The sequence below is a fragment of the Burkholderia sp. 10_S31 genome, assembly GCF_056930375.1.
Map to the genome: position 1 here is coordinate 124,239 of NZ_JBXOWK010000001.1, position 26,196 is coordinate 150,434.

General features: G+C 64.9%; 24 protein-coding genes. 8 read left to right on the plus strand and 16 right to left on the minus strand.

The genetic code is table 11. The annotated features are described in order from the left end of the window. Positions 1 to 9 precede the first annotated feature (9 nt). Positions 10 to 714 carry an SDR family oxidoreductase gene (locus AC1Z3W_RS00575; protein WP_057925626.1) on the minus strand — a complete coding sequence of 235 codons (705 nt, stop codon included), beginning with the start codon at positions 712 to 714 and terminating at the stop codon, positions 10 to 12. Between the two features lie 338 nt (positions 715 to 1,052). Here AC1Z3W_RS00575 and AC1Z3W_RS00580 point away from each other — a divergent pair, with 338 nt between their 5' ends. Beyond that, a complete protein-coding gene (locus AC1Z3W_RS00580) occupies positions 1,053 to 1,637 on the plus strand; it encodes a TetR/AcrR family transcriptional regulator (protein WP_483506628.1) in 585 nt (194 codons plus the stop codon). Between the two features lie 42 nt (positions 1,638 to 1,679). Here AC1Z3W_RS00580 and AC1Z3W_RS00585 read toward each other — a convergent pair whose 3' ends face one another. Beyond that, complete coding sequence (locus tag AC1Z3W_RS00585; RefSeq protein ID WP_057925624.1) at positions 1,680 to 2,258, minus strand: hypothetical protein; 579 nt, start codon at positions 2,256 to 2,258, stop codon at positions 1,680 to 1,682. 187 nt (positions 2,259 to 2,445) lie between these two features. Beyond that, positions 2,446 to 2,976 (minus strand): N-acetyltransferase family protein, encoded by a 531-nt coding sequence (locus AC1Z3W_RS00590; RefSeq protein WP_483506629.1) that lies wholly within the window; start codon positions 2,974 to 2,976, stop codon positions 2,446 to 2,448. Between the two features lie 196 nt (positions 2,977 to 3,172). Here AC1Z3W_RS00590 and AC1Z3W_RS00595 point away from each other — a divergent pair, with 196 nt between their 5' ends. From AC1Z3W_RS00595 to AC1Z3W_RS00605, 3 genes are all read left to right on the plus strand, one after another. After that, positions 3,173 to 3,550, plus strand: a complete 378-nt coding sequence (locus AC1Z3W_RS00595; protein ID WP_057925622.1) for an ArsR/SmtB family transcription factor — start codon at positions 3,173 to 3,175, stop codon at positions 3,548 to 3,550. Then, entirely contained in the window at positions 3,513 to 3,998 is a 486-nt protein-coding gene (locus AC1Z3W_RS00600; RefSeq protein WP_057925621.1) for an SRPBCC family protein, read from the plus strand. The genes AC1Z3W_RS00595 and AC1Z3W_RS00600 overlap by 38 nt, the downstream gene beginning before the upstream one ends. A 132-nt stretch (positions 3,999 to 4,130) precedes the next feature. Next, positions 4,131 to 4,607 carry an SRPBCC family protein gene (locus AC1Z3W_RS00605; protein WP_057925620.1) on the plus strand — a complete coding sequence of 159 codons (477 nt, stop codon included), beginning with the start codon at positions 4,131 to 4,133 and terminating at the stop codon, positions 4,605 to 4,607. 37 nt (positions 4,608 to 4,644) lie between these two features. On the opposite strand, the gene AC1Z3W_RS00610 is transcribed toward AC1Z3W_RS00605, so the two are convergent. From AC1Z3W_RS00610 to AC1Z3W_RS00625, 4 genes are all read right to left on the minus strand, one after another. Further along, the gene (locus tag AC1Z3W_RS00610; protein ID WP_057925619.1) at positions 4,645 to 5,769 is read right to left on the minus strand and encodes an amidohydrolase family protein; all 1,125 of its coding nucleotides are present in this window, start codon (positions 5,767 to 5,769) and stop codon (positions 4,645 to 4,647) included. 1 nt (position 5,770) lies between these two features. Then, positions 5,771 to 7,078: an MFS transporter gene (locus tag AC1Z3W_RS00615; protein WP_483506631.1), complete on the minus strand. Its 1,308-nt coding sequence runs from the start codon at positions 7,076 to 7,078 to the stop codon at positions 5,771 to 5,773. Between the two features lie 81 nt (positions 7,079 to 7,159). Then, positions 7,160 to 8,509 (minus strand): CaiB/BaiF CoA transferase family protein, encoded by a 1,350-nt coding sequence (locus tag AC1Z3W_RS00620; protein ID WP_483506632.1) that lies wholly within the window; start codon positions 8,507 to 8,509, stop codon positions 7,160 to 7,162. Then, entirely contained in the window at positions 8,506 to 9,492 is a 987-nt protein-coding gene (locus tag AC1Z3W_RS00625; protein WP_175826410.1) for a hydroxymethylglutaryl-CoA lyase, read from the minus strand. Before AC1Z3W_RS00625 ends, AC1Z3W_RS00620 begins: the two co-directional genes overlap by 4 nt. 174 nt (positions 9,493 to 9,666) lie before the next feature. On the opposite strand from AC1Z3W_RS00625, the gene AC1Z3W_RS00630 reads away from it, so the two are divergent. Beyond that, positions 9,667 to 10,488: an IclR family transcriptional regulator gene (locus tag AC1Z3W_RS00630; protein ID WP_057925615.1), complete on the plus strand. Its 822-nt coding sequence runs from the start codon at positions 9,667 to 9,669 to the stop codon at positions 10,486 to 10,488. A 139-nt stretch (positions 10,489 to 10,627) separates the two neighbouring features. Next, positions 10,628 to 11,266, plus strand: coding sequence for a 2-hydroxychromene-2-carboxylate isomerase (locus AC1Z3W_RS00635; protein WP_057925614.1), 639 nt, complete (start codon positions 10,628 to 10,630; stop codon positions 11,264 to 11,266). Positions 11,267 to 11,284: 18 nt separating this feature from the next. On the opposite strand, the gene AC1Z3W_RS00640 is transcribed toward AC1Z3W_RS00635, so the two are convergent. After that, a complete protein-coding gene (locus AC1Z3W_RS00640; protein ID WP_057925613.1) occupies positions 11,285 to 12,268 on the minus strand; it encodes a LysR family transcriptional regulator in 984 nt (327 codons plus the stop codon). A 100-nt stretch (positions 12,269 to 12,368) separates the two neighbouring features. Here AC1Z3W_RS00640 and AC1Z3W_RS00645 point away from each other — a divergent pair, with 100 nt between their 5' ends. Together AC1Z3W_RS00645 and AC1Z3W_RS00650 are read left to right on the plus strand one after the other, a co-directional pair. Then, a complete protein-coding gene (locus AC1Z3W_RS00645; protein WP_057925723.1) occupies positions 12,369 to 13,601 on the plus strand; it encodes an MFS transporter in 1,233 nt (410 codons plus the stop codon). Positions 13,602 to 14,028: 427 nt separating this feature from the next. After that, the gene (locus tag AC1Z3W_RS00650; RefSeq protein ID WP_483506634.1) at positions 14,029 to 14,724 is read left to right on the plus strand and encodes a phosphatase PAP2 family protein; all 696 of its coding nucleotides are present in this window, start codon (positions 14,029 to 14,031) and stop codon (positions 14,722 to 14,724) included. 136 nt (positions 14,725 to 14,860) lie between these two features. Here the strand turns inward: AC1Z3W_RS00650 and AC1Z3W_RS00655 are convergent, their stop codons facing one another. The 8 genes from AC1Z3W_RS00655 to AC1Z3W_RS00690 form a co-directional block, all read right to left on the minus strand. Next, positions 14,861 to 15,520 carry a glutathione S-transferase family protein gene (locus AC1Z3W_RS00655; RefSeq protein WP_124832654.1) on the minus strand — a complete coding sequence of 220 codons (660 nt, stop codon included), beginning with the start codon at positions 15,518 to 15,520 and terminating at the stop codon, positions 14,861 to 14,863. A gap of 128 nt (positions 15,521 to 15,648) precedes the next feature. Beyond that, positions 15,649 to 16,719, minus strand: coding sequence for an MBL fold metallo-hydrolase (locus AC1Z3W_RS00660; protein ID WP_057925610.1), 1,071 nt, complete (start codon positions 16,717 to 16,719; stop codon positions 15,649 to 15,651). A 607-nt stretch (positions 16,720 to 17,326) separates the two neighbouring features. Next, entirely contained in the window at positions 17,327 to 18,136 is an 810-nt protein-coding gene (locus tag AC1Z3W_RS00665; protein WP_124832653.1) for a hypothetical protein, read from the minus strand. 329 nt (positions 18,137 to 18,465) lie between these two features. Next, positions 18,466 to 18,726, minus strand: a complete 261-nt coding sequence (locus tag AC1Z3W_RS00670; protein WP_124832652.1) for a PAAR domain-containing protein — start codon at positions 18,724 to 18,726, stop codon at positions 18,466 to 18,468. Between the two features lie 17 nt (positions 18,727 to 18,743). After that, positions 18,744 to 19,142: an alpha/beta hydrolase family protein gene (locus AC1Z3W_RS00675; RefSeq protein ID WP_124832651.1), complete on the minus strand. Its 399-nt coding sequence runs from the start codon at positions 19,140 to 19,142 to the stop codon at positions 18,744 to 18,746. Positions 19,143 to 19,161: 19 nt separating this feature from the next. Then, positions 19,162 to 20,856, minus strand: a complete 1,695-nt coding sequence (locus AC1Z3W_RS00680; protein WP_483506636.1) for a type VI lipase adapter Tla3 domain-containing protein — start codon at positions 20,854 to 20,856, stop codon at positions 19,162 to 19,164. Further along, positions 20,853 to 23,192, minus strand: a complete 2,340-nt coding sequence (locus AC1Z3W_RS00685; RefSeq protein ID WP_483506638.1) for a DUF3274 domain-containing protein — start codon at positions 23,190 to 23,192, stop codon at positions 20,853 to 20,855. Before AC1Z3W_RS00685 ends, AC1Z3W_RS00680 begins: the two co-directional genes overlap by 4 nt. A gap of 19 nt (positions 23,193 to 23,211) precedes the next feature. Next, positions 23,212 to 25,998 carry a type VI secretion system Vgr family protein gene (locus AC1Z3W_RS00690; RefSeq protein ID WP_483506640.1) on the minus strand — a complete coding sequence of 929 codons (2,787 nt, stop codon included), beginning with the start codon at positions 25,996 to 25,998 and terminating at the stop codon, positions 23,212 to 23,214. Positions 25,999 to 26,196 lie beyond the last annotated feature (198 nt).

Genomic DNA, 26,196 nt, shown 5'->3' on the forward strand with positions numbered 1-26,196 from the left:
CAGGCGACGTCAGAGCGGCGTCGCCTCGTCCAGATACACACCGGCCGACAGCGTGGCCTTCACCTCCCGCGTGAAGTCGTCGGTGGACACCTCCTCCGCCCCGGATTCGATCGCGTCGTACGCCTGGCGCACGACGTCGGCCGGCGTCGCCTTCGGCACGTCGAGACCGCGCGTCAGATCCGTATCGATGAAGCCGGCATGCAGCCCGACCACCTGCGTGCGCTGCTCGCGCAGCGAATGCCGCAACCCGTTGGTCAGCGCCCACGCGGCCGACTTCGACACGCCGTAGCCCGACAGGATCGGCCGGTTCACCCAGCTCGCGACGGACAGCACGTTCAGGATCGCGCCGCCGCCGTGGCCGGCGAGCGTGCCCGCAAATGCGCGCGACATCGCCAGCATCCCGAACACGTTGGTTTCGAGGTGATCGCGCAACGCGTCGACCGCGCCGTCGTCGGTCAGGCTGCCGAGCCGCGCGATGCCCGCGTTGTTGATCAGCAGCGTGACGTCGCGGGCGGCATCGGCAGCCGCGGCGACCGCCGCCGGATCGGTCACGTCCAGCTTCACGGGCACCACGCCCGGCAGCGTCACGCTGGCCGGATCGCGCGCACCCGCATAAACCTTCCGCGCCCCGCGTTCGAGCGCCTGCTTCGCGAACTCGAGGCCAAGCCCGCGGTTCGCGCCCGTGACGAAAACGACTGCACCTTCGATCTTCATGATCGTTCCTTTCGAGTAGGGATTCCGTTCGCGCCGGTTCGCCGCGCACTCGGGATCCGGTGAAAAACCACGCTGCCATCGCGTACCGAACCGTTGCTCCGACGGTGCCGGAAGACTGGCTGGACCGCCGCCCGCCCCCTTCGCACCCAAGACCCGGACCGACGTCCATCCGTGCCGCGCCGGTCGCTTCGCTTCGTTCGCGAAGTCGGCTACACTTGATGTCAATGTCGATCACCATTGTCTTTGCGATGCATTGTGTCAGCGCGATTTCGGCACGTCAATGGTGATCACCATTGTGTTTTTCAATCGACGCAATTACCGGAATGAGGGAGGAATCGATGGGCGTCTCGAGACAACAGGCTGCCGAAAACCGCAACGCGATCGTCGCGGCCGCCGAGCGGCTGTTCCGGGTGCGCGGCGTCGACGCGGTGGGGTTGACGGAGCTGATGAAGGAAGCCGGCTTCACGCAGGGCGGCTTCTACAACCACTTCAAATCGAAGGATGCGCTGGTCGCCGCGGTGATGGAGAAGGCCATGCAGGACCGCGCGGATTCGCCGAGCGGCGGCAGCGTCGCGCAACAGGTGACGTCGTACCTGTCGACCGCGCATCGCGACAACGTCGAAGCCGGCTGCCCGCTGTCCGGCTTCGCGGGCGACGCGCCACGCCTGACCGACGCGGCACGCGCCTGCTACGCGCACGGTGTCGCCGCGTATCTCGACCGGCTGGAACGGATGGTGGCCGCGGAAGGCCCGGCCGCGGCCGACACGCGCCGCGACGCGATCGCCGCCTTCAGCCAGATGGTCGGCGCGCTCGTGCTGTCGCGCGCGATCGCCGGCACCGATCCGGCGCTGGCCGACGAGATCCTCGACGCGGGGCGGCGCACGCTCGTCGGGCAGCCCGACGATCCGGCCGTGTCGGCATAACGACATAGCGGCACGGCGGCAGACGCCCGCCGCGCGCGATCGCTATTCCACGGCCCGCGCGGCGTCCCACAGCGGCTGCTGGCCCAGCGCGGCATGCCACGCTGCGAACTGCGTGCGCCACGACTCGAACGGTTCCTTCAGCGGATGGCGCGGATCGTCGCTGAGCGCATACGCCATCCCTTCGATCAGCCAGCGCGGCTTGGTCGCGACCGCGAGGTTGCCGAGCACTTCCGCCTGACGGTGATGGATCAGTTCGTGCGCGAGAAAGTAGGTCTGCCAGCCGCGCGGCGCGACGACCACGCCGAAATTCCCGAGCGTCAGGGCCGCGCGATCGCCGAGACCGAACTTGTCGGCGCATTCGCGCGTCGAGCAGAACACGACGCGCGGTGCGTCGCGAAACGCGCCCACGGCCGCCGCCGCGCGCGCGTAGCCGTCGCGATAGAGCTGCTGCGCGGCGCCGAGCTTCGCCCCATCGTCCGTGCAGATGTCCGCGCTCGGGCATGACACGCCGGGCAGCAGCGCGGGCGCGACGACGCGCAGCGGCTTGACGAGCGCGTACGCGGCGATCGGCAGCGCGACGAGCAGGCCCGTGAGGGCAAAGGCGACATGGGAGCGTTTCATCGAGGCGGCGATTCCGGTGGCGTTTTTGTGGCGTTGTGCTGGCTTTTAGTCGTGCTGTGGCGGCGCGTTCCAGCACGAATATATCGGAGCCGCACTGCCGCCGGCCGGCTTTTCCTTTCCGCGCGGCTTCGGGCCTGCGGCCCCGCTCCGCCTCACGCGTGTCGATCGCGAGCCGGATCGCGACCCGTTACACGAGCTGCTTGTGGAAATACGTCGTCGCACACAGCGCGCCGTCGGGCATCAGCGCATAGTTCGGCACGACGCCCACGCGCTGCCAGCCCGCCCGCTCGTACAAACGCTCGGCATCGCCGCCCGTCACGGTGTCGAGCACGAGCACCGTCTTGCCGGCGTCGCGCGCGGCTTCATCGGCGGCCGCCATCAGCCGCGCCGCGACCCCCTGGCGCCGCGCATGGCGGGACACGAGCATCTTCGCGATGTCCGCGCGATGCGGCTGGTTCTCCGGCTGCGCGGTCACGACCTGCACGGTGCCGACGATCCGGCCGATGGCGTCCTCCGCGACGAGCAGGATCCGCTCGCCGCTCGCGACGCCGTCGGCCACGCGCGTCCAGAACGCGACGGCCGTCGAACGCGCGATCGGCAGCATGAAGCTGACGGACGCGCCGCCTTCGACGCAATCGATCAGCACGTCGGCCAGCGCGTCGATGCACGCATGCGCTTCGCTCGCGTCGACACGGCGAACGGTCACGGATTCGGTCATATCTTCTCCGGCAATCAGGCGGGCGGCACGCGTTCGGTGGCATGCGCCTGCCGGGATCCCAAAGGAACACCGGCGTGCGCGCGATGCGTGTGCAACGACGGCCGGTGCCAGGCAACGCGGCGCCGGGTCGGCGCGCGTTACCGCCCCATCATGCTACGCGGTGAAAATTCCCGCTGCATTGCCTATACTTAGCCGCATGGCTAACTTTCAACCCGGCATCGACGACGTATTTCACGCACTCGCCGATCCGACGCGCTGCGCGATCGTCAGCGCGCTCGGCGACGGCGGGCGGACCGTGTCGGAACTGGCAGCGCCGTTCGACATGGCGCTGCCGTCGTTCATGAAGCATGTTGCGGTGCTCGAGCGCAGCGGCCTCGTCCAGACCCGGAAAGACGGCCGCTCGCGCACCTGCGAGCTGGTCGGCAGCCGGCTGGCGGAAGCCGAGCAGTGGCTCGCCGCGCAGCGCGCGCTGTGGGAAGCGCGCACCGATCGTCTCGTGGAATTCGTCGAACGCCGCCACCAGGAGGAGCAAGCCCATGTCAGCCAGCCACGTCGACCCCGCCGAAGCCCATGACCTCGTCATCACCCGCACGCTGCGCGCGCCGCGCCAGGCGCTCTGGCGCGCGTGGACCGACCCCGAACTGCTGAAGGAATGGTGGTGCCCGAAACCGTGGATCACCGAAGTACGTGCGTTCGACCTGCGCCCGGGGGGCGCCTTCCACACGTTCATGCGCGGCCCCGACGGCGGCACGAGCGACAACCCCGGCTGTTTCCTCGAAATCGTGCCGCAAGCGCGGATCGCGTTCACGTCGATGCTCACGGGCGGCTGGCGGCCGCAGGTGCCCTGGATGGGCTTCACGGCGATCATCACGATGGCAGACGACGACGCCGGCTGCCGCTACGAGGCGCGCGTGATGCATCCCGACGCGGCGACGCGCGAGCGTCACGAGGCACTCGGGTTCTTCGAAGGCTGGAACATCTGCATCACGCAGCTCGACGAATTCGCGGCTGCGTTGGGTTGAATCCGAGCGAGTGTTCGGTCCGTGTTCGGTCCGATTGCATGCCGCCGCGCGCGCGCCTAGGATTCCTGAAGGAAGCGTGACGACACGCCCGCACCCGCCGTGCACCGTCGCGCGCGTTCCGCGGGAGGCGACATGCTGCACATGCACACGCATTCGACCCGGGTCAGCCGGCACCTGAACGCGCCGCGCGGGCGCGTCTACCGCGCGCTGCTCGACCCGCATGCGGTCGAACAATGGAAGGTGCCCGACGGCATGACGTGCCGCGTCTACGCATACGACGCGCGCGAAGGCGGCGCGCTGCGCGTGTCGCTGAGCTACGACGAATCGTCGGACGACACGGGCAAGACCACCGCGCACACCGACACCTATCATGGCCGCTTCGTGACGCTCGTACCCGACGAGCGGATCGTCGAAATCGACGTGTTCGAAACCGACGATCCGATGCTGCGCGGCGCAATGACGATCACGATCACGCTGTCCGACGAAGCGGGCGGCACACGCGTCGATGCGGTGCACGACGGTGTGCCGCCCGGCGTGCCGGCCGCCGACAACGAGACCGGCTGGCGCATGGCGCTCGCCCGGCTCGCGGCGCTGGTCGAGACGGGTTAGGGCCCGATGCGCCGCAACGCGACGCGCACGATACGCGTCAGCCGAGCCGGTACACGCGCGAGACGGTCCCGCGGAACAGCGCGTCGCGCTCGTTCGGGCTCGCATGCGCGGTCAACCGCTTGAACGCATTCCAGCCGTTCACGTACGAATACGACCCCTTGTCGACCGGGAAATTGCTCTCGAACATGCAGCGCTCGGCGCCGAACGCGTCGATGCAGGTATGCATCCACGGCTTCCATGCGTCAGCGAGCTGTGCGGACGACGGCGGCCGCGCACCCTTCTCGAAATCGAAACCGTTGATTCGCATGCCGAGGCCGCCCACCTTCACGAATACGTTCGGCAATTGCGCGAGTTCGCGCATCGACGCCGACCAGCGCTCGAACACTTCCGGCCGCTGGTCCGCATAGCTCGCGATCCGCACGACGCCGCCGCAGTGATTGACGACGATCCGCGTGTCGGGGTTCGCCTTCGCCAGATCGAACAGCTCGGGCAATTGAGGAAAGAACAGCCACGCGTCGTACGACAGTCCGAGCGGCGCGAGCTGCGCGACGCCGGCCCGGTACGCGGGATCGAGCAGCAACCCGCGCGGCACCGCCGACAACGGGTTCGCGAGCGACGGATCGGCGTCCCACGTGCTCAGGTGGCGAACGCCGCGGAAGCGTCCGCGCCCCGCGTCGAGATGCGCTTCGAGCACGTCGCGCACACGCTCGCCGAGCCGCAGGTCCGCATGCCCGACGATGCCTTTCGCGACGGCCGGACCGCTCCGCTGCAGCGGCTCGGTCACGCCGGCCACGTAAGCCGTCTCGCCGACCGGCTTCAGTTCGGCCGGCCCCGCGTCGCGATAGCGCGTCAGCGCCTGCATGTAGACGGATGCCTGGATGTTGTGGCCGGATCGCGCATCCTGCAGATAGTCGTCGAGCATGTAGATCCAGCCCGGCCGCTCGTAGAAGTGGTGATGCGCATCGACGATCGGCAGATCCGGTTCGAGCGCGGGTTCGAGCGCGGAGGCGAGCCAGTCGTTTCGTACCGCGAGATAGTTGCTTTGCGTCGTCATGCGGGTAGCTCCGTTTTCAGCCGGCGTGCGCGTATCGGCAAATGCGGGGAGCGCGAGCGATGCGGCGGCTGCGCCGAGCAGCCGGCGTCGTTTGATCGAAAGGGTCATGTCATTCGCTCCGGTCGAACGCGTACAGCGACAGCGTCAACAGCGTCGTGATCGCCAGGACGATCGCGAGGCCGAGCATCCCGGCCGTGAAGGTGCCGAAGCTGTCCTTCAGGTAGCCGACGAGATAGGGGCCCGCGAATCCGCCGAGCGCGCCGATCGAATTGATCAGCGCCAGCCCGCCGGCCGCGGCCTGGCCGGACAGGAAGCGCGAAGGCAGCGTGTAGAAGATCGTGCGTCCGGCAATCGTGCCGATCAGCGCGAGCGTGATGCCGACGAGCGCGGGCCCGAGCGTCAGGAAGTGGGTCGATACCCCCAGCGCCACCGCGCCGATGGCCAGCCCGATCGCGAGGTTCGCGACGGGTCCGCCGCGGCGATCCACCCGCTTCGCCCACCACAGCAGCGCGATCGTCGCGAAGAAGTAAGGCACCGCGGACAGCCACCCGGTCTGCATCGTCGACATCCGGTGCGCCTTGAGCATTTGCGGCAGCCAGATGCCGATTCCGTACGAACCCATCGTGAAGCCGAACGAGATCAGCGCGAGCAGGTACACGCGTACGTCGCGCAGCGCGACGCCGAAGCGCTTCTTGCGGCCTGTGGCGGCGCCTTCGCGCTCGAACGCACGCTGCAACGCGGTACGCTCGTCGTCCGACAGCCACGCAGCCGTGGCCGGCGAGTCGGACAGGAGCTTCAGCACGAGAAAGCCGAGCGCGCACGCGGGCAGCCCTTCGACGATGAACATCCACTTCCAGCCGGCAAGACCGAGCGCACCGTCGAGCTGCAGCAGCCACGTCGACAGCGGACCGCCGATCAGCGACGACAGCGGTGTCGACACCGTGAACCAGGCGAGCACGCGCGTGCGGTAATTCGCCGGAAACCACACGGCGAGGAAGAAGATCACGCCGGGGAAAAAGCCGGCCTCGCCGATGCCGAGCAGCAGCCGGATCGCATAGAAACTGGTCGGCCCCGTCGCGAGTGCGGTCGCCGCCGCCACGAGCCCCCACGTGATCATGATGCGTGCGAGCCAGCGCCGCGCGCCGAAGCGGTACAGCGCGAGATTGCTCGGCACTTCGAACACGCAATAGCCCGCGAACATGATCCCCGCGCCCCAGCCGAACTGCGTCGCGGTCAGGCCGAGATCGCGGTTCATCGTCAGCGCCGCGAACCCGACGCTCGTGCGGTCGAGATAGTTGAAGAAGTACGCGAGCGCGAGCAGCGGAATGAAGCGCCACGCGGCCTTGCGCACGGCTCGTTGCTCGATCGACGCGTCGGTCTCGCGATCGGCGGCCAGCGCCGGGGAAGCGGATGTCATGGTTGTCTCCGTGGATGCGGCAGTCCGCGCCCGCGCGATCGCGGGCGGGATGCCTTGTTCGTTCGTTGGATCGCAGCGGCGCTACGCGCTCGCCACTTCGTTCGGCGAAGGCGTATCGCCCGATGCGCCCGATGCGCCCGATGCGCCCGGTAAGCCCGATATGCCCGATATGCCCGATATGCCCGGCGTCAGCCCGTTCGCATCGTGTTCGTGCCGCCCCGCGACGACGCCCGCTTCGATCAGCGCCCGCGCGTCGTCCGCCGTATAGCCGAGCTCGCCGAGCAGCGCGCAGGTGTCCTGACCGAGCGCGGGCGGCGCTGCACGCAACCGCAGGCGCTCGCCCGCGAGCGTGAGCGGCAGCAGCGCGGTGCGCGTGTCGACCGGCCGGCCGGCGCTGCTCGCATCGGCCGGCAGCGTCACGGCTTCGAGGCCACCGGTCGCGAGCAGATGCGGATCGTCGAACAGGTCCTGCGGCTTCGTGATCGGCGCATACGGCAGGCCGATCGATTCGAAGGTCGCGCCGATCTCCGCAGCCGAATGCGCGGCGAGCCGCGCGCGCAGTTCGGGCAGCAGCCAGTCGCGGGCCTGCACGCGAAGATTGTTCGTTGCGAGGCGCGCATCGTCCTTCAGCGCGGCCAGGCCGAACGCGTCGCAGAACAGCGCCCACTGCGTGTCCGACACGACCGCGAGAAAGATCTGCTCGCCGTCCTTGACGGAGAACACGTCGTACACGGCCCATGCGGAAATGCGGCTCGGCATCGGCGACGCGGCCTGCCCCGTCACCGCGAACTGCATCATGTGCTGCGCGACGAGGAACACGTTGTTCTCGAACAGCGAGCTCTGCACCTGCTGGCCGCACCCGGTGCGTTCGCGCTGCGCGAGCGCGGCCATCGCGCCGATCGCGCCGAACATCCCGCCCATGATGTCGTTCACGCTCGAGCCCGCACGCAGCGGCCGGCCTTCGGGGCCCGTCATGTACGCGAGGCCGCCCATCATCTGCACGACTTCGTCGAGCGCGGTGCGATGTTCGTACGGCCCCGGCAGGAAGCCCTTGTGCGACACGTACACCAGGCGCGGATTCAGCGCGGACAGCGCCGGATACCCGAGGCCGAGCCGGTCCATCGTGCCGCTCTTGAAGTTCTCGCTGAAGACGTCCGCCGTCGCGACAAGCCGCCGCACGATCTCGAGCCCGCGCGGATCCTTCACGTCGACCGCCAGGCTCTTCTTGTTGCGGTTGAACATCCCGAAGAAGCCCGCGCCGGAACCGCGCAGCGCACGCGTGCTGTCGCCCGCGATCGGTTCGATCTTGATGACTTCCGCGCCGAGATCCGCGAGCAGCATCCCGCAGGTCGGGCCCATCACCATGTGCGTCATCTCGATCACGCGCACGCCTTCGTACGGCAGCGCCGAAGCCGGTTGGCGATCGTTCATTGCGCGGCTCCCGTCAGGCAGCCTTCCGGCTGGGCCGCGGTCGGCACGCGGCCGTCCGCATAACGGAAGCCCTTCGGCAGCCCCGCGTCCGGCACGTGGCCGTACAGCGCCTCGGCCGGCAGCGCCGCGTGCAGGATCGCGCGCGCGGCGAGCAGCGCGTCCACGTCGACGCCCGTGTCGTACCCCATCGACTCCAGCAGGAACACGAGATCCTCGGTGACGATGTTGCCGGTCGCCCCCGGCGCGTACGGGCAGCCGCCGAGGCCGCCCTGGCTCGCGTCGATCGTCGTCACGCCGGCGTCGAGCGCCGCGACGACATTGGCAAGCCCCTGCCCGCGCGTGTTGTGGAAGTGCGCGCCGCCGGCCTTGTCGCCGACTTCGCGCTGCAGCCGCCTGAACAGCCGGCGCACCTGAGCCGGGTTCGCATAGCCGCTCGTATCGGAGAGCCCGATCTCGTCGACGCCGCATTCGGCCATCGCGGCCGCCATCGCGATCGTCTCGTCGTCGCTGACGGCGCCCGCGATCGTGCAGCCGAACGCGACCGACACGCCCGCCTCGATCTGCACCGACGGAAACCGCGCATCGCGCAGCGCGACGATCGCGCGCACCTCGTCGATCATCTGCGCCGGCGTCTTGCGGATGTTCGCCAGCGAGTGCGCTTCGGTCACCGATACCGGCAACGTCAGCTTGTGGACGCCCGCCTCGAACGCGCTTTCGGCGCCCCGCAGGTTCGGCGCAAGCGCGGCGACGTGCAGCCCGGGAATCGCCAGCGCATGCGCGACGACTTCCCGCACGTCGGCCATCTGCGGCAACAGCCGCGCGGGCACGAACGACCCGACCTCGATCTCGCGCAGGCCGGCCGCGGCAAGCGCCACGATCCAGCGCAACTTGTCGGCCGTCCGCATCACGGCCTTGATGCTCTGCAGGCCGTCACGCGGCCCGACCTCGCTGACCAGCACCTTCGGATATTCGGAAACGCTCATTCGTCACCTCATAGTTCTATCTGAAAGAACATTGTTCTGTTAGACGGAACTTTAGACACGCGTCGATCGTGAGGTAAGCGGGGTATACCCGTGAAATTGCGATTTTTTGGAACTTGAGTTCTGTCAGGCAGAACGATATAGTCGATCGACCGTCATCCACAGGAACAGCAAGCCGTGCCCCCGACCTCGACTCCCGCCGATCACCCCGACGAAGCGCCCGATTCGTCGGCCGACACCTCCAGCGGCGTCGCCGTCCTCGATCGCGCGTTCGCGATCCTCCATGCTTTCGGGCAAACCGACGACCGGCTGTCGCTCGCGGAGCTGTCCCGCCGCACCGGGCTGTACAAGAGCACGATCCTGCGCCTGCTCGCCGCGCTCGAGCATGGCGGCTTCGTGCGCAAGCTCGACGACGGCCAGTACGCGGTCGGACACGAGCCGTTGCGGCTGGCCGCGCTGTATCAACGCTCGTTCCGGGTCGGCCCGGTCGTCGAACCGCTGCTCGAGGCGCTGAGCCGCGAACTCGGCGAAACGGCATCGTTCTACGTGCGGCACGGCGACATGCGCTCGGTGCTCTACCGTGTCGAACCGACGCGCACGGTGCGGGTGTCGATCCGGGTCGGCGAGGAGTTTCCGGTTCGCCAGGGGGCGTCCGGGAAAGTGCTGCTCGCGTTCACCGACCCGCACGATGCGCAGTGGAACGACGTACGCGAACAGTTGTGGGCCGCGTCGTACGGCGAGCGCGACCCGGAGACGGCGTCGGCGTCCGTGCCGGTATTCGGCGCGGCCGGCGATTGCGTCGGCGCGCTGACGGTGTCCGGCCCGAAATCGCGGCTTGCCGCCGCGCCGGCGATGGCCGCGGCGCTCGCGATGTTGCTGCCGCTCGCGCAGAAGGCAACCGTCGCGCTCGGTGGTGCAGGCGCGCGCTACGACGCGCAGGCCGTGCGCGACAGTCTCGCGCGGTTCGCGGCGGCGGCGGACGACACCGCGCAGCCCTAGCCGGCCACGCGCATCCGGCGGCGCGACGGACAGCACAAAAGGCGGCCGCATGCGACACTGGCCGCAGCGCATGCACCGCGCCGCGCGCCGGCACGGTACACGCAACCGCCGTCCGGACACGTACAAGGGAATCCCCACGATGAACGCCGCGCGCACCGCCACCTGGTATTTCGATTTCGTTTCGCCGTTCGCCTACCTGCAGCAGGAACGGTTCGATCAACTGCCGCCTGCCGCCGCCTACGAGCCGAAGCCGATCGTGCTCGGCGCGCTGCTCGCGCACTGGGGACAGAAGGCGCCTGCCGAGATCGCGGCGAAGCGCATCTTCACGTATCGCCACGCGCAATACCGCGCGGACAAGCTCGGCATTCCGTTCCGGATGCCGCCCGCGCATCCGTTCAACCCGATCCGGCCGCTGCGTCTCGCGATCGCGATGGGCAACTCGCCCGATGCGATCCGGCGGATCTTCCGGCACATCTGGCGCGACGGCCAGGACGTGTCGACGCCGGAGGGTTTCGCCGCGCTGTGCGAGGCGGTCGGCTTTCCCGAAGGCGTGACGGCCGTCGACGCGCAACCGGTGAAGGACGCCCTGCGCGCGAACACCGACCACGCGATCGCGCACGCCGTGTTCGGCGTGCCGACCTTCGAACTCGACGGCGACCTGTTCTGGGGCGACGATGCGACCGACATGTTCGTCGACTGCGCCACGTCCCGTGCGTGGCTCGACTCGCCCGAAGTGCGTCGCATCAGCGCGCTGCCCGAAGGCATCCGGCGCGGCTGACGGCACGCGCGACGGCGCCTACCCGTCGCGCCCTTCGACGAGCGGCGGCACGGCCTCGCGCATCATCGCGACGAAGCGCACGAGCCGCGACGGATAGAACTGCGCGTGCGGGTAAGTGAGGTAGACCGGCAACGGCGCGGCGTGCCAGTCGGGCGCGAGATGCACGAGCTCGCCGCGCGCGAGATGGTCGGCCAGCATCCACGACGAACCGACGCACGCGCCGACACCGAGCAGCGCCGCGCTGCGCAGCGCGTAGAGATTCGCGGTCGTAATGCGCGGACGAATCGCGATGCGTCGCGTATCGCCCGTGACGGCATGCGTCAGCGTCAGTTCGGTCCGGTAATACGTGCGCAGTGCGAGCCACGGCAACGCGGCGAGCGCGTCGGGATCGACGGGCACGTCGGCACCGTTCAGCACGGACGGCGCGGCCACCACGAAGCGCGGCACCTTGGTCAGCCGGATCGCGACGACGGACGGATCGGTCGGCTCGCCGACCTGGATCGCGCAGTCGATCCCGCTGCCGACGAAATCCCGCACCTCGTCCTGCAGCAGCCACTCCACCGAGACACGCGGGTAATCGCGCAGGAACCGCGCGAGCGGCCCGACGAAGCGCTCCTGCCCGAACGCATGCGGGACCGCGACCCGCAGCAGGCCTTCGGGCTCCTCCTGCGCGCCGCGCAGGTCGGCCTCGAACGCCGCCCAGTTGGTCAGCAGCTCCTTCGCGCGCGTGAAACATCGCTCGCCATCGACGGTCAGCCGCATCGTATGAGTCGTCCGCTGCAGCAGCCTCACGCCGAGCGAGCGTTCGAGCGCCTGCAGCCGCCGGCTGATGGTCGGCTGCGTCGTGTGCAGTTGCGCGGCGGCGGCCGACAGGCTGCCGGCCTCGGCTATGCGCACGAAGGTTTCCATCAGCTCGAAACGATAGCCGGCGCCGCCGACAGGCACGGCCTGAACACGCGGAGACCCGCCAGTGGCGGGCACGCTGGGGATTTTCTCGGTCATTCGCCAAGCGTATAACAAATCTGCGCCGGACGGCACTACCGTGGCCGGCTGCCCGTCGGCACACTCGCGTCCATCCGTTACCCAAACAAGGATGTACGCGATGTCCACTCCGACCCGTTTCGACGCCGCGCCCCGCGCGGCCCATGCACCGGCCCACGCGGCCGCCTCCTCGATGCCCGATCGCCGGCTCGTGCTGCTGCTCGCCGCGGCAGCCGGTCTCGGCGTCGCACCGCTCTACTATGCGCAGCCGATGCTCGCCGCGCTCGGTCCCGATCTCGGCGCGTCGGCGCGTGCGATCGGCTTCGTGCCGACGCTCACGCAGCTCGGCTATGCGCTCGGCATCCTGCTGCTCGCGCCGCTCGGCGACCGCTTCGACCGGCGCCGCGTGATCGTGACGAAAGCCGCCGCGCTGGTCGTCGCGCTGCTGCTCGCGGCGGTCGCGCCGTCGCTCGGACTGCTGCTGGCCGCGAGCTTCGCGATCGGCCTGACCGCGACAATGGCGCAGGACGTCGTGCCGGCCGCCGCGACGCTCGCGCACGACACGCATCGCGGCCGCATCGTCGGTACGGTGATGACGGGGTTGCTGCTCGGCATCCTGCTGTCGCGCGTCGTCGCCGGCTTCGTGGCGGAAACGGCCGGCTGGCGCGCAATGTTCGCGCTCGCGGCCGCCAGCGTCGCCGCCATCGGCATCGTGGCCGCCCGCGGGCTGCCGCGCTTCGAGCCGACCACGCAGCTGTCGTACCGCGCGCTGATCGGGTCGCTCGGCGAACTGTGGCGCCGTCATCCCGCGCTGCGCCGCGCCGCGCTCGCGCAAGGGTTGCTGGCCGTCGGGTTCAGCGCGTTCTGGTCGACGCTGGCGGTCATGCTGCACGGCGCGCCGTTCCACCTCGGCAGCGCAGCCGCCGGCGCATTCGGCCTCGCGGGCGCTGCCGGCGCACTGGCCGCGCCGATTGCCGGACGCCTCGCCGATCACCATGGTCCGGAGCGCGTCACGCGTATCGGCATCGGAATCGCGACGGTATCGTTCGCCGCGATGGCTGCCGCTCCGCTGATGACGCCGCATGCGCAACTCGCGCTGCTCGCCGCCGCGACGATCGGCTTCGATCTCGGTGTACAGGCCACGCTGATCGCGCACCAGGCAATCGTCTACCGAATCGATCCCGCGTCGCGCAGCCGACTCAACGCGGTGCTGTTCGTCGGCATGTTCATCGGGATGGCGGCCGGTGCCGCGATCGGCAGTTCGTTACTCGCGCAACTGGGCTGGAATGCGGTGATCGTGCTGGCCGTGGCGACGTCGCTGGCGGCGCTGGCCGTGCGCATGTGGCGTCGGTAATTTTCGGCATCGCGAGTGCGAGGCGGGCAGGCAGCAGGGCTTGCCCGTCTTTTCTTTTATTTTTCGTTCGGTACTGCGCGGTGCAGCGCAGCGCGGCAGATCCGTGCGAGACGCGGAACGCATTCGGTCATCCGGCGCAAGGTCCGCGACGACTCAACGTATTGCCTAGGTCAACCGATTATTTTTCGCCGGTGCCAAGGGATCCGCGCGCAACCGTCAGATGATTCGACACGCCCGCGCCGCACGGCACGCTCCCATCCGGCCCCGCCAGGAAATCGCGTTTTCTCAGGGGATTCCCGGTATTTTTTCCCATTTTCTTCGAAATTACCGATGACATACTTGCCCCCCATTGCGCTCCGGTACGAGCGCGCTTCCTGATCCTGCCGGCCGCACGTCATGCGTCGTGCGTCCGCCGGGGTCCCAGAACATGAATAATTTCGACACCACGATCCAGATCTTCCTCACCCACATCACGTTCGGACCGCTGATGAATCACGCGATCCGCGTGATCGCCGGCCTCTATACGTTCAAGGGCTTCGTGCTCATCCCCGTGCTCTGCTGGCTGTGGTTCCAGCCGGGACCGGAGCGCGAACGGCAACGCGAGCTGGTCATCGCGACGGTCGCGAGCGGGCTCGTCGCGCTCGCGTTCGGCCGGTTGCTCGCGAAAGTCCTGCCGTTCCGCGTGCGGCCGATCTACAACCCCGACCTGCACCTGCACTTTCCGTCCGAGGAATTGCGTGCGGCCACGCTGCAGGCCTGGAGTTCGTTTCCGAGCGATCACGCGATGCTGTGGATGGCGATCGCGACGGGCATCTTCATCATCGCGCGGCGCGCCGGCGTACTCGCGCTGCTGTATGCGGTCGTGTTCATCTGCGTGCCGCGTGCGTATCTCGGCTATCACTACCCGACCGACCTGATAGCCGGTGCCGCGATCGGCATCGTGATCGCGTGGCTGCTAACGCGCGATGCGATTCGATCGCGCTTCGCGCCGCAGGTGCTCGCGGCGATCCGGCGCTTCCCCGCACCGGCCTATACGCTCGCGTTCCTGCTGTGCTTCGAGTTGATCACGCAGTTCGACGAACTGCTGACGCTCGCGCGGTCGGTCAAGCACACGACGATGTAACGGGACGGCGCCGCGATGCATCCGCTGCTGTCATCACGACGTCCGGGCACACGCTGCCGGCCCTGCGCGGCGGCATCGCGCCATGCGCAGGCCGCCGCCCGCGTCGTCGCTGCCGCGACGATCGCGGCTGCGCACGTCAGTCGCGATCGGGCGCACCGAGCGGGAAGAACGGACGATACGGCCGCGCTTCGTCGACCGCACGCGCGAACGACGGCCGCGCAAGCAGCCGCTTGCGATACGCGATCACGTTCGCGAACGACGGATCGATCCGGTGCGTCCAGTCCGCGTAGAACAGGAACGGCGCCGCGCCGCAGTCGGCGAGGCTGAAGTGGTCGCCGGCCGCCCATTCGCGATCGGCCATCGTGCGGTCCAGCCACGCGTACGACGTTTCGAGCATCGCCCGTGCATCGGCGACACCGCGCGCATCGCGCTCGTGCTCCGGCCGCAGCGCATCGAACACGACCTTCTGCTGCGGCGTCGATACATAGTTGTCGAAGAAACGATCCATCGTCCGCACTTCAAGCGCCGCGCGCCGGTCGTCGGGTACCAGCCGCACGGGGCCCGGATGATAGAGGTCGAGGTACTCGACGATGATCGCCGCCTCGATCACGGTGCGGCCCGCGTCGACGAGCACCGGGAAGCGCTTCATCGGCCACAGTGCGGCCAGTTCCTGCATCGGCTTCGGATCGTCGTGTGCGAGCACGCGATATTCGAACGGCGTGCCGTTCTCGTACAGCGCGGTCAGCACCTTCTGGCAATAGGACGAAAAGGGGTGGGCGTAAAGCGTCGGCGTCATCGCGTGGTCTCTCGAGGTGTCGGCGCCGCGTCATGCCGCGCCATGTGAGCGGATACCTTGACGACGAACGGCATCGTGCCGATTCGACAACCGGTCCGAACATTTTTTCGCCGCACGATATCGCACCGCTACGACCGGCCGTCCATCACGACGCGGCCCTCGCCGCGCCAGCGCAGCATCCCGCCGCCGAGGTTCGCGACCGCACCGAAACCGGCCTTCAGCAGGATCACGGTCGCCTGCGCCGAGCGGCCGCCGGCCCGGCATACGGTCACGATCGGCCGGTCGCGCGCGAGCTCGCCGGTGCGCGCGGTCAGTTCGCCGAGCGGAATCGGCGTCGCGCCGGGCAAGTGGCCGAGCGGACCGGTGAATTCATCCGGCTCGCGCACGTCGACGACCTGCACCGCCGGCAGGTGATCCTCGAGCCACTGCGGATCGATTTCCCAGAAACCGGCGAACGTATAGACGAGCGGCGCCCAATCGGGCACCGCCTGCGTGTCGGGCGCGTTCGCGGCGACGCCGCACTGCAGGTTCGCGGGCACCGCCACGTCGATCTGGCGCGGATGCGCGAGCCCGAGATTGCGCATGTAGCCCGCGAAATCGTCTTCGCTGAGATCGCCGCCGAGGCGCGGATTGAAGCGCCGTTCCTCGCCGACGCTCGTCACCGTCAGCCCGCGATAGTCGTGCGCGGGATACAGCAGGCAGGCGGCCGGCAGCGTGAAGAGCCGGCCGTGCACCGCGCGATACAGCGCGCGCGGGTCGCCCTGCTGGAAGTCGGTGCGGCCGGTGCCGCGAATCAGCAGGCAGTCGCCGGTGAACGCCATCGATTCGTCGTCGAGCACGAGGCTGATGCAGCCGCTCGTATGGCCCGGTGTCGCGCGTACGGTCAGGTAGCGCGTGCCGAATGCACAGCGATCGCCATCGTTCAGGTAGCGGTCGGCGCCCTGCGCGCCGCTCGCGGCCGAAATCGCGATCGCGCTGCCGGTGCGCTGCTTCAGCAGCCACGCCCCCGTCACGTGATCGGCGTGCACGTGCGTATCGATGGTCGCGACGAGCCGCAGCCCGAGTTCGTCGAGCAGCGCCGCATCGCGGCGCACCTGCTCGAACACCGGGTCGATCAGCAGCGCTTCGCGTGATGCGCTGTCGGCGAGCAGATACGTGTAGGTCGACGATTGCGGGTCGAAAAGTTGCCGGAAGATCATGGCGAAGTCGCTCCGTCGGCTGGGCGGGTCGGTTGGGCGATGGGTGCGGGTTGTGCAACCCGCACCGCGGGTATCGCCGGCGTGCGGGCACACATTCATACAGCGTAGTTCAAAACACGCGCACCACCGTCATCGTTGCACGCGGCGAGACGTCATGCCGCGCCCGGAGCGTCGCGCGCACTGTCTTACACTACCGCCTGCTCTCGTCTTACGTTCACAGGAATTGCGCCGCCATGTCGATGACGATCGATTGGACGAAATTACCAGTCGGGACAAAGCGCCATGACCAGTCATTCGGATGCCACGATGGAGACGACTGACGCAGGACAACAGCGCTGTTGCTTTCGACCAATCCGATACAACGACAGGGGCAGCTTAGGGATGTAAAACAGTCTGTCGACTATCCAATCACCCCTTTACAGGTCTGCCAGGGCCGCAAAGAAACAGTGACGAGGCATCTCGCGCGCCCACAGTCCGCCCCGTAGTTCAGGGGATGGAATGATAAGCGCAAGGCCTTTCCAGCAAGGCTCCCGCCCTGTGCTGTAGCAAATTTGTAGCATCCATCCACAGCGGATCGACTGCCCTACAAACACGCTTATACAAGCGCTCATTCTGCCGCCGGCACTGCTTCCCACCGACCCCGACGACGCGTCTCGTCACGCGTGATTTGCGAAAGGTACTGACACTGTGCGCACCAGCTCCCCGACGTGATTACCCTTGGCCGCGCCCACCATCGATGGCCGCGCATGCACTCCCATTCAAGCTTGGTGTTGTTGTCGATATACGTATCGGACACGCACGTTCCGCCACGCTCGGCGGCGATTGCACGCATTGCTTCCAGTCCACGCTGCCGCCGCTCTTCCGTGCGGCATGTCGCACACCAGCCGCCTTCGAGGATCTGGATACCTCGCATCGACCATTGGTGGCCCCTTGCGCATTGGAACGGATATTCGTGCGTCACGCCCGAATATTCGGTCGCGAGACATGCGCCGCCCTGACGTTCGGCAGCTTGCTGAAGCTCCTCCATCCCTTCAGGCCGACGCCGCCGCTCGACAAAGCACTGGTGACACCACGCCTTGCGCATCACCTCGATCCCAGTAACTTCCCATTCGTGGTCGTGAGCACATCGGAATCGATATTTCGCGGTTTGCCCGTGGTAAGCCGTCGACAGGCATTCCCCGCCTCGCTCTCGCGCACGCTCCTGTATCGGCGCCAATCCCCCCTCGTAGCGACGACGCTCGGCTCGCCTCTCGTTCGAGCATTTCGAGCACCATGAGCCGCCCAACACGATAGCAGCCGTCGTCTCGAACTCATGGCCGACCGCACACACGAATCGACAGCGGCCAGCTTTTCCGCAAAACGTTTCAGTCAGACACCGACCGCCGGATTGATTGGCGATGTCGTGTAACCGCTTCATGACGTTTTCGGTCCAACAACGATTGCAACATAGCGAAGTGCCCCGTTGCCCTCGCACCAATCGCATCAGGCTAGAGCCCCACTGGGACGACACATGCCCTCGCTCACACCGGAATCGATACTGCCCTCCCATGCCGCGCCATTCGTCGTCCAGTAGCGTGAGGCTTGCCTCAGCGAGCTTGCAACGGATCCGCACGATACTTTCCTCGGCGGTCAACATTCGCGTCCTCGTATATTCGACTCTGTTTCGCTATTCACCATCATCAATCGGCTCAGCCGACAAAGGTACTTTGCTCACGCCGAGCCGCATAACCTCTTCGAAGCGGTTGCCTATATTCGACCAGACGTCGATACCGACGAAATCAGAACGGCACCGCATGATGTCCGGTGACCGTCGAAGGTAACTGCTCGCCCGTCAATCTGAACGTGTTCATCGCCTTCGAGAATTTCGCATTCGCCAAGCCCCAACTGACAAGTACAGCGATCGCCGACCCGAGCAACTGCGCGCCCCATCACCACGGATCGTTCGCTACCAGTCTGGACCTGACAACCATGATCCGTCGAATCGCCCACTCGAATCACGCCTCTCATCGACTTACTCTCCGAAGTTACTCAAAACCATACCGAGGATCGAACGCCGCCGCGACTACTTCCGGTCCCGTCCAGACGAGGGAAACTATGCCCGCCATCAGTGCAACGCTGTTGACTACATAGCCTCGGTATCCGGGACCGCGCTTTTCCCAAGGTGACGTGATAAAGGCATACACGCAGTGAAGCGCAAGCAACAACGCCGTGCTTCGAAAGGTCCATACCCACCACCAATCTGCACCGTTGACACCGGCCATGCCATGAATCAGCCCCGCGCAAACCCCAAAGGGGTAGAACATCCAAAAGCCGATGAAGGTCACCATAAACAAGACAGAACGCACTGGCGAAGGCGGCATCCATTCACGAACGTCGTCAGGTTTCGCATCCGTGGATTGGATCTGATGGTCGCGTTCTTTCATGGAGTTCACGATACAGCCATCATTTGAACGGATTCGCGCCGTTGTTCGCCTGAGCCCACGCCGCTTTACTCGTCGCGTCGGGCGGGCTAATCATGATGATGCTCGCCGTACCATTAGAGCGCCGGTTGACGGTCGCACTCGCTCCTCCATCCTGATAGCCTGCGATCAGTCCCAAACCGACTTGTACAAGCGGCGAACTCACACCAGTGTTGCCAATGCGTGCGCCGATATCGTAACCATCCTTGACGTCGCTCAGGCTTGGGGCAGCCGCGCCTGCTTGCGCGAGCGCCTGATTCAATGGGACAGCCCACAGCCGATCGCCGGTTGTATCGTAAAACACGCGTTTCGGCTCCTTCCCGTCGGGCAACGTTGCAATGGCCTGCTCCCAGCCCGCCTTCAGCACTGCCGCTTGGGCCGCAGTCTTGAGCAGTTGCCCATGATCGTCGGTCAATTTCACGTCTACCGGGCGATGGAGATAACCGAGCAAGGGCGCATCATCAAATTGCTTGACCTGCCATGTCGTCCAGCGCACCGGAATGTACGGCGTCGGCGTAAACTGGCCCGGCCCCTTGTTGCCGATGGTTTTCCAGAACCGCGGCAATTGCGCCTGCCACCAAGTAGACGACATCACGCCGATCGCTCCCGGATACAGAACGCCAGCCTGCTTTTCCTGCTCGATGTAATGCGCAGTGAAGCTGTCAGGGCCGCGATCGTCGTTCTGCTCCCAAAAGAAATTCCACAACCTGATGATGTCGTATTCGGTACTATTCCGGTCGATCTGAGCAGTCTGCTCGACGGCGTACGGACGAATAAGTTTGTCCACTCGATCCGAACGGGATACGAGGATGGCACCCATACTATCCGGCAGTTCGGGAATGATGTGTCCCGCGCGAGATGTTCCGCCACTACCCGGCGCAACAAGAAGCGAGCGCAACATCGATCCGTCCTGACTGACCACCAAGGCCGCCGGAACATCCGGATGCGAGTCGAAGAATGCGAACAGCTTTTCGATCATTGCCGCACCATCGCTAGTATTGGCGTCCGCCTCCCAAAGGAAAAGCGTCACACCAAGACTTGCTTGTTGCCTACCATCAGCAATACTCTTTGCCGCACGAAAACCATTCCCCTTGTCTTTCGGTGGCCCCCAGACAATCGTTGGCACCGGCCAGTATTCGACGGCATGACGACCGCCTTCCTTGAATGACAAAGTAGTTGACACACGAAGATTAGCCATCCGGATATCGTCACTATCCGGATAGTCTTCCGGATTTGCCGATACATACGATGCGTGGTTATCAGCCTTTTTCTCGATCTCGTGCCAGATTTCCTCGTCGGCATATTCACCAACCACGATCCCCATTCCACGAACCTCAAGCACGTACTTCTGTCCGGTCTGTGACAACATCGTGGAAGAGCCGTTGAAGCCGTGCGCTACGACTGCACTGCTCTCTTGATTGCCCGGAACCGGACGGTCGGATGTGGCGGCAGTCGCCACCGGAGTTCGATGCAACCACGCGACGCTCGCGCCATACGCCAAGGCGACCAAAGCCAAGACCACAAGCACACCATTCCGAATGCTACTTCCCATTTGCGGCATCTCCTGCCCTGTCGTTTGCCAATAACTGTAGTGTCGCGCCATCACAAAGATGGTCCAGACTATCGCCACCACAACAAACGCGGCAGCATACGGCCAAATTCGCGGTCTCGCGATCATCGCGGCATCCCTTGGAAGACTTCCCCGATCGTCTTATTCCCATACATCATCTGGGCTTTCTGCGCCTCTTGTTTGTAGTAATCGGCCTGAGCCTTCTCTTGTGCAGCGATGGCCGCTGATGTCAATTCACTGGTTACCAATGGCGGTGGGGTCGAAGACACGTGCGCCTCAGGAAAAGTCCCATACATATAATAGTCGGAACAGGCTTGAATAAAATCCCGCATCTTGGAATCAAGACGACCATAATTTGCATTTTTCTGAATCTTGGCGAGTGACGCCGGAGCCATTTTCCAGTCCGCCATCAGGATCAGCAATTCTCGCCAAACCGGATCATCGAGCGTGACTGCTTGGCCGATGGCCACGTCCATCGCGGTAACCCACCGATGATTCTCCGTACTGTGCAGCACACCCGAATGGTAGTTATTCGCTTCTCGAGCGTCCGGATCCTGCTGCATGCGCGCGCGAGCTTCGTTGGGAGTTTCTTCTCGTTGAATAAGTTGCTGGGGCGGCACGACTGGAAGCAGCGCATTTTTGATGAGCGACGTCGCCGAGGTGTTCGGGACCACCCGCCAGTTCTGCGACTGGTCGTTGATCGCCTTGCCCTGATTGAAAGCAGTCTTGTAAGACTCGATACTAGCCAGCGGATTACGTGTCGTCTCGACGGTAATCCATTTGAATGACGCGTATTGATTACCCAACGAGACATCCTTCGTGACATCGTCTGGCGTCATCATCCCTGCCACGTCGGCGTGGCCGGGACGTGGACCACCTTTCTTGATTTCGCCACCGTACAAGTCGGGTTCGCACGGCGGCTTCAGTTCCTCACCGTTAATAAAGCGGATATCGTTACGAGTAAATGACGCCTGCAGAGCAGCATTCTTGCTCGATTCAAGCACCGTGCCCAGCATGGATCCGTCCGTATCAGGTCCAGGTGTAAGTCGCTCGAACCGGTCGCGCACGGGCACCCGCGCAGGTGATACGCCGACCAGCACCTTCTGGAACTTGCCTTTGCCGTTATCATCGCGCTCCATCCGCGTCCACATGCGCTGGTGGAATCGCTTGGGCGCAAGGGCCGTCATGGCCTGCATGGTCTTACCATGTTTGGCGGCAGCCCCATCAGCTGGCACTTCATCGGGCACACCAAACGTTCCGATCCCGCGCACTTTCTTGAGGCCTACCACCGTGTCTTCAGGGCAAAAGTACAGATACACCTTACCGCGATTGTCTCGCTCGTCAAACGTAATCCAACTCTTACCGTTCTTGTCCAGCCGCTTTCCGCAGGTCTTGCTCCAGTTCGTGCCTGCCCGGCCACCTGATCGCTCCGCAGTAATCAGCAGATCTGCCAGATCGGGAACGGTATGCGGCTCGCTCGTGACCACATTGACGATATCGATCAGGGTTTTCAGCTTTCCGTGGCCGGTCTGGTTGCCGTCGTCTTCCGTTGCATAGAGGCTGTAGGGTGTATCCACCATGATGATGCAATCAACGCAACGCTGCCCCTGTTGCTTGAGTATCGCCTGTGCCAGCAGAGTAATGATCGTCCCCTGACTGTGGCCCAACACTGTAATGGTTTCATGCCGAGGGTCTATGCCGTGCTCAGAGGCCAATGCCTTCGGCTGGATCGCGCGAATCGTCTTGATGAGATTCGCCAGTCGTGTCGCTGCCAGTACGAAATAACGCCGGTCAGGTGCCCTTCCGGGATACACGCTGTTTCCACCTAATGCGTGGGACGCCACTTGCTGAGTTTTCCAGTCTGGCTCAAAGCCTTTACCGTACATTTGCGGAATATTGTTGGTCGCGTTGGCAAAGAATCCGCCGGCCTTTGCAAAGTGTGCATCGAGCCGATTTCCGTTGACATCCTGATACTGGCCACGTGTCATAAGGTTGCCGCGGTCGTCTGCTACCCGACTGTTGATGATGCCGGGATTATTCAATTTGGCAATATCCCGATTGTCGACACGCAACCCCCAATAAAACGGAATAAAAAAACTTTTCGTGATATTGGGGAGTTCGGCACGTTGATATAGATACATATCAGGATCGGACAAAATCTCCGCTTGCCGCTTGCTTGGATTTTTTTGAGTCTTTGCTCGTTGATAAAGGGCACCGTAGCTGCCCTCCTTCAAATCGGTCCGTGACAAGCGCTCATTGAGCCCTTGACACAGCCCTTGCTCGACAACGGAATACACGGCCCCCGGATCGTTCACCCCATGAATAAAGATCACGATGCCCGGCAAGTCACCCGGCAACTGCACGTTGCGGGCATCGGGACGATTCGAAGTCGTGATGCCCGCGCCTTGAGCGTGCACACGATAGTCATTATTGGTCTCGGCCATAGGATTCTCCCCGGTCGCCTCAGAGCGACGGCTTCAAAATGTCGATCTTGGCGATGCGCATCACGTCGTCCTTCACCAGATCAGTCAGCCCACTGGCATCGGACTTGCCTTCTATGATCCGTCCATCGTTGAGCGCAATGCGATACCGCTGATTGGCCGCGAGTGCAGGCGTTTCCTGCGTATGCCCCGGAAAATGCAAACGGAATTGCTGATCGGTCGGCTGATTCGCAAAAGACGTTTTCGAAGCCTGTTCCGTCGACGGCCCGCCCCACTGATGCGACGCCGACAGCAATTTGATATCGCCGTTCGTGCCGAGCGTGACGCCATCACCGATCTTGATATAGCTGCCATCCTCAGCGACAAGCCGGATTGTTGGCGCAGTCACCAACACCTCGTTTTCGTTCGTCGCGATCTTGACGCCCTTCTGCGCATTCGCCGTCAGGGTGTCGGCCTGCGCCTGCAGCAACATCGGGCCTTCGCCCGCCACGGCCTGCACACCCGTGCCGCGCGCGAACAACTGCATTCCCTGCCCCGCCGTTGCATTGAAGCGCTGGCCGCTCATCAACTGCAGATGCTGCTGCGCGACCTGATCGATGTTCTCGCCTGCATACGTCACGTGAGTCTTCGGCGTCACGTTCATCGACCCGGCCTGCGCGCCGAACGCCATCAGCGCCTGCGAGCCGGCCGCAGTGGCAGCACCGCTGTCCGAGGCTCCAACGCCCGGCGACCACCCCTTGAACGCCTGTGCAACCGCCGCTTGGCCTGCTGTGTCCGCTGCCTGCCCGCCGTGTTGACCGGCATAATCGCCAAGCGACTTGAAAAGTTCGGTACACTCGCCGAGCAATTGCAGCAATTCGTCGCGATCAAGCTGTCCACCGGTTGCCTGTGAGCGGGCGTACGTCGTCAGCAAGATGCCCTGCGCTGCTCGCAACGCTGCCGCCGCGTCCGTACGCAGCTCGGCGCCTTCGCCGCGATCCTGTCCCACGCCGTTATTGCGTGGCTGCGTCAGATACCCCAAATTCAGTTGAGTATGCGCATGTTCGCTGGCTAACTGTGCGCTTATCTGCGACGGCGTATCGTCGAACCGGATCTGGTTATATTTCCGACCCTTAATTTCCTTCGTCTTGATCCCGGACACATTGCGATTTCCCGGCAGCGAGCCTGTATGCGTGAATGCAGCCGGCGGATTTGCGCCGTTGCTCAGGACCCCGATGATGATCAGACGGTCAGGATCTCCACCGATACTACCCAGCAGAACCTCCATGCCGGCGCGAGGCAAGAACGAACCACCGAAATTCGCGCCGGCTAGATTCGAGACCACGCGAATCGGGGCGCTGTCGCCCGCATTACCATTCGTGCCAGCCCCCTGCGCGTGCGCGTGATCGTCCGGGTCGAGACCGTGGATTCGCACGTAGACCCGGCCAAGTTCGTCGCAGACCACTTCTTCGCCATCGCGCGTCACAATCTCGCCAGTCATCAGGTGAACAGGCGGCAGGTCGACCTTCGGATCGTAGGCCGGCGTAAGTGGCACGCCGCGTCGCACGCAGGTAAAAGCGTTCTCGTAACGGGTATCCGGCTCGTCAGCAGATGCCGGTTGCTGCGCCGGTAACGGATAGGTGAGGTGTCGACTCGCCGCAAACAGGGACAGCACGCGCTCGGTGAGCCCTTTCGGGAGGTTGTTCCAGATATCGTGATCGATCGATGTGATCACGAACTGCCGCTTGTCGCTCGACATCATGTCCCATTCGGGATCCCCCGTCAGCGTGACCCATGCACCAACAGCCATATCTCGAACGCTACTCGTACCGTCGTACCGCTCGGCCTCGAACTGATGCGCGAGCATTCGAGCGCGCGTGAGACGTTCATGATCGTTCCATGAGTCGCCGACGTGCGGAATGTCGATTGCGACGTCGGTCAAGAGCTTGGCCAGATCGTTGCCTGACTCGCCTTGATCGATGCCCGCATCAACGACCGACTCGTCGATTCGCGCCTTCTTGTAGTCCCACGACGGGCGACCGGCCTTGCTCGGAATCAAGCGCTGGTGCAATGCGAAGAGCGTGACTGTATCGCGCTCTTCGGTGCCAGCATCACGCGGATGCAGTCGAATCGTGCCGGCCGGCGCTTCCGGCAAGGACAGCGGGTCGTCGCAGCACACCAGCGTATGCACGGGCGTGTCGTCGTGAATATTGTTCGACGCCTTGGCGGCCCCCGCCTTCGCGAACACCGTAATCCCTTCACGGCGCAACAGGCGGCGCACGAACTTCGCGTCCGATTCGTTGACCTGCCGGGTCAACTCGCGCGACGGATATCGTTCACGCCTCAAACCGGACAGGTCGAATTCGAAAGCACGGGCAAGCGCCGGGCTGCGCTGCCGCCATTCGTTGAACAATGTCGTGAGGATGTCGATCACGCTCCGCTGACGGAAAACGCGTGAATTGGTGCGCTTGTCCATCAGCGATAGAGCATCGCAAACCGTGAGCTGGTACACGCACAGTTCGCCGTCGCTCTGACCGATCTGCACATCCTGCACGATCGCGTTGACGAAATGGAGCTGCCCCCGGTCGGTTACGAGCCGCACCGAGACGGGAACCCCGATAAACAGTTGAGGAGGCAGATTGTGCCGGGGCGATACGCACGTCAGATGCCCGTGGATTCCGGTCATCAGCCCTTCGTGCAGACAGGCGTGCTGAAGGGCAAGCAAGTGCCCCAAGCTACTTTGTAATCGCCCGAAATTCAGCGCGACCGGGCGCCGGTTCCAGTCAACCGCCCCCGCAGCGAAGCTGCTTATTGTTTCGGATAATGACACGATCGCCCTCTCGATCTTTGTTGAATTTGTATTGATTCAGGCGATCGGGCCGCGTATCGAGACGGGCAAACCGCCGATTTCTGGTCAGAGGATACCAAATTCGACCGCGGGAACAGGAAAATGCCGGTGGCAGGGTGCGCCGAACGGCACGCGTTTAATCACAAGATTGACATGCAACGGCCACCGATTTTGTCGTAT

What these genes read in the sequence shown, in the direction of transcription:
- AC1Z3W_RS00610 (WP_057925619.1), bottom strand. Translation starts at nt 5,769, where the DNA reads ATGACCCTTTCGATCAAACGACGCCGGCTGCTCGGCGCAGCCGCCGCA.
- AC1Z3W_RS00595 (WP_057925622.1), top strand. Translation starts at nt 3,173, where the DNA reads ATGGCTAACTTTCAACCCGGCATCGACGACGTATTTCACGCACTCGCC.
- AC1Z3W_RS00670 (WP_124832652.1), bottom strand. Translation starts at nt 18,726, where the DNA reads ATGAGAGGCGTGATTCGAGTGGGCGATTCGACGGATCATGGTTGTCAG.
- AC1Z3W_RS00620 (WP_483506632.1), bottom strand. Translation starts at nt 8,509, where the DNA reads ATGAACGATCGCCAACCGGCTTCGGCGCTGCCGTACGAAGGCGTGCGC.
- AC1Z3W_RS00685 (WP_483506638.1), bottom strand. Translation starts at nt 23,192, where the DNA reads ATGGCCGAGACCAATAATGACTATCGTGTGCACGCTCAAGGCGCGGGC.
- AC1Z3W_RS00600 (WP_057925621.1), top strand. Translation starts at nt 3,513, where the DNA reads ATGTCAGCCAGCCACGTCGACCCCGCCGAAGCCCATGACCTCGTCATC.
- AC1Z3W_RS00650 (WP_483506634.1), top strand. Translation starts at nt 14,029, where the DNA reads ATGAATAATTTCGACACCACGATCCAGATCTTCCTCACCCACATCACG.
- AC1Z3W_RS00675 (WP_124832651.1), bottom strand. Translation starts at nt 19,142, where the DNA reads ATGAAAGAACGCGACCATCAGATCCAATCCACGGATGCGAAACCTGAC.
- AC1Z3W_RS00680 (WP_483506636.1), bottom strand. Translation starts at nt 20,856, where the DNA reads ATGATCGCGAGACCGCGAATTTGGCCGTATGCTGCCGCGTTTGTTGTG.
- AC1Z3W_RS00625 (WP_175826410.1), bottom strand. Translation starts at nt 9,492, where the DNA reads ATGAGCGTTTCCGAATATCCGAAGGTGCTGGTCAGCGAGGTCGGGCCG.
- AC1Z3W_RS00580 (WP_483506628.1), top strand. Translation starts at nt 1,053, where the DNA reads ATGGGCGTCTCGAGACAACAGGCTGCCGAAAACCGCAACGCGATCGTC.
- AC1Z3W_RS00655 (WP_124832654.1), bottom strand. Translation starts at nt 15,520, where the DNA reads ATGACGCCGACGCTTTACGCCCACCCCTTTTCGTCCTATTGCCAGAAG.
- AC1Z3W_RS00590 (WP_483506629.1), bottom strand. Translation starts at nt 2,976, where the DNA reads ATGACCGAATCCGTGACCGTTCGCCGTGTCGACGCGAGCGAAGCGCAT.
- AC1Z3W_RS00635 (WP_057925614.1), top strand. Translation starts at nt 10,628, where the DNA reads ATGAACGCCGCGCGCACCGCCACCTGGTATTTCGATTTCGTTTCGCCG.
- AC1Z3W_RS00640 (WP_057925613.1), bottom strand. Translation starts at nt 12,268, where the DNA reads ATGACCGAGAAAATCCCCAGCGTGCCCGCCACTGGCGGGTCTCCGCGT.
- AC1Z3W_RS00660 (WP_057925610.1), bottom strand. Translation starts at nt 16,719, where the DNA reads ATGATCTTCCGGCAACTTTTCGACCCGCAATCGTCGACCTACACGTAT.
- AC1Z3W_RS00575 (WP_057925626.1), bottom strand. Translation starts at nt 714, where the DNA reads ATGAAGATCGAAGGTGCAGTCGTTTTCGTCACGGGCGCGAACCGCGGG.
- AC1Z3W_RS00645 (WP_057925723.1), top strand. Translation starts at nt 12,369, where the DNA reads ATGTCCACTCCGACCCGTTTCGACGCCGCGCCCCGCGCGGCCCATGCA.
- AC1Z3W_RS00585 (WP_057925624.1), bottom strand. Translation starts at nt 2,258, where the DNA reads ATGAAACGCTCCCATGTCGCCTTTGCCCTCACGGGCCTGCTCGTCGCG.
- AC1Z3W_RS00605 (WP_057925620.1), top strand. Translation starts at nt 4,131, where the DNA reads ATGCTGCACATGCACACGCATTCGACCCGGGTCAGCCGGCACCTGAAC.
- AC1Z3W_RS00665 (WP_124832653.1), bottom strand. Translation starts at nt 18,136, where the DNA reads ATGAAGCGGTTACACGACATCGCCAATCAATCCGGCGGTCGGTGTCTG.
- AC1Z3W_RS00615 (WP_483506631.1), bottom strand. Translation starts at nt 7,078, where the DNA reads ATGACATCCGCTTCCCCGGCGCTGGCCGCCGATCGCGAGACCGACGCG.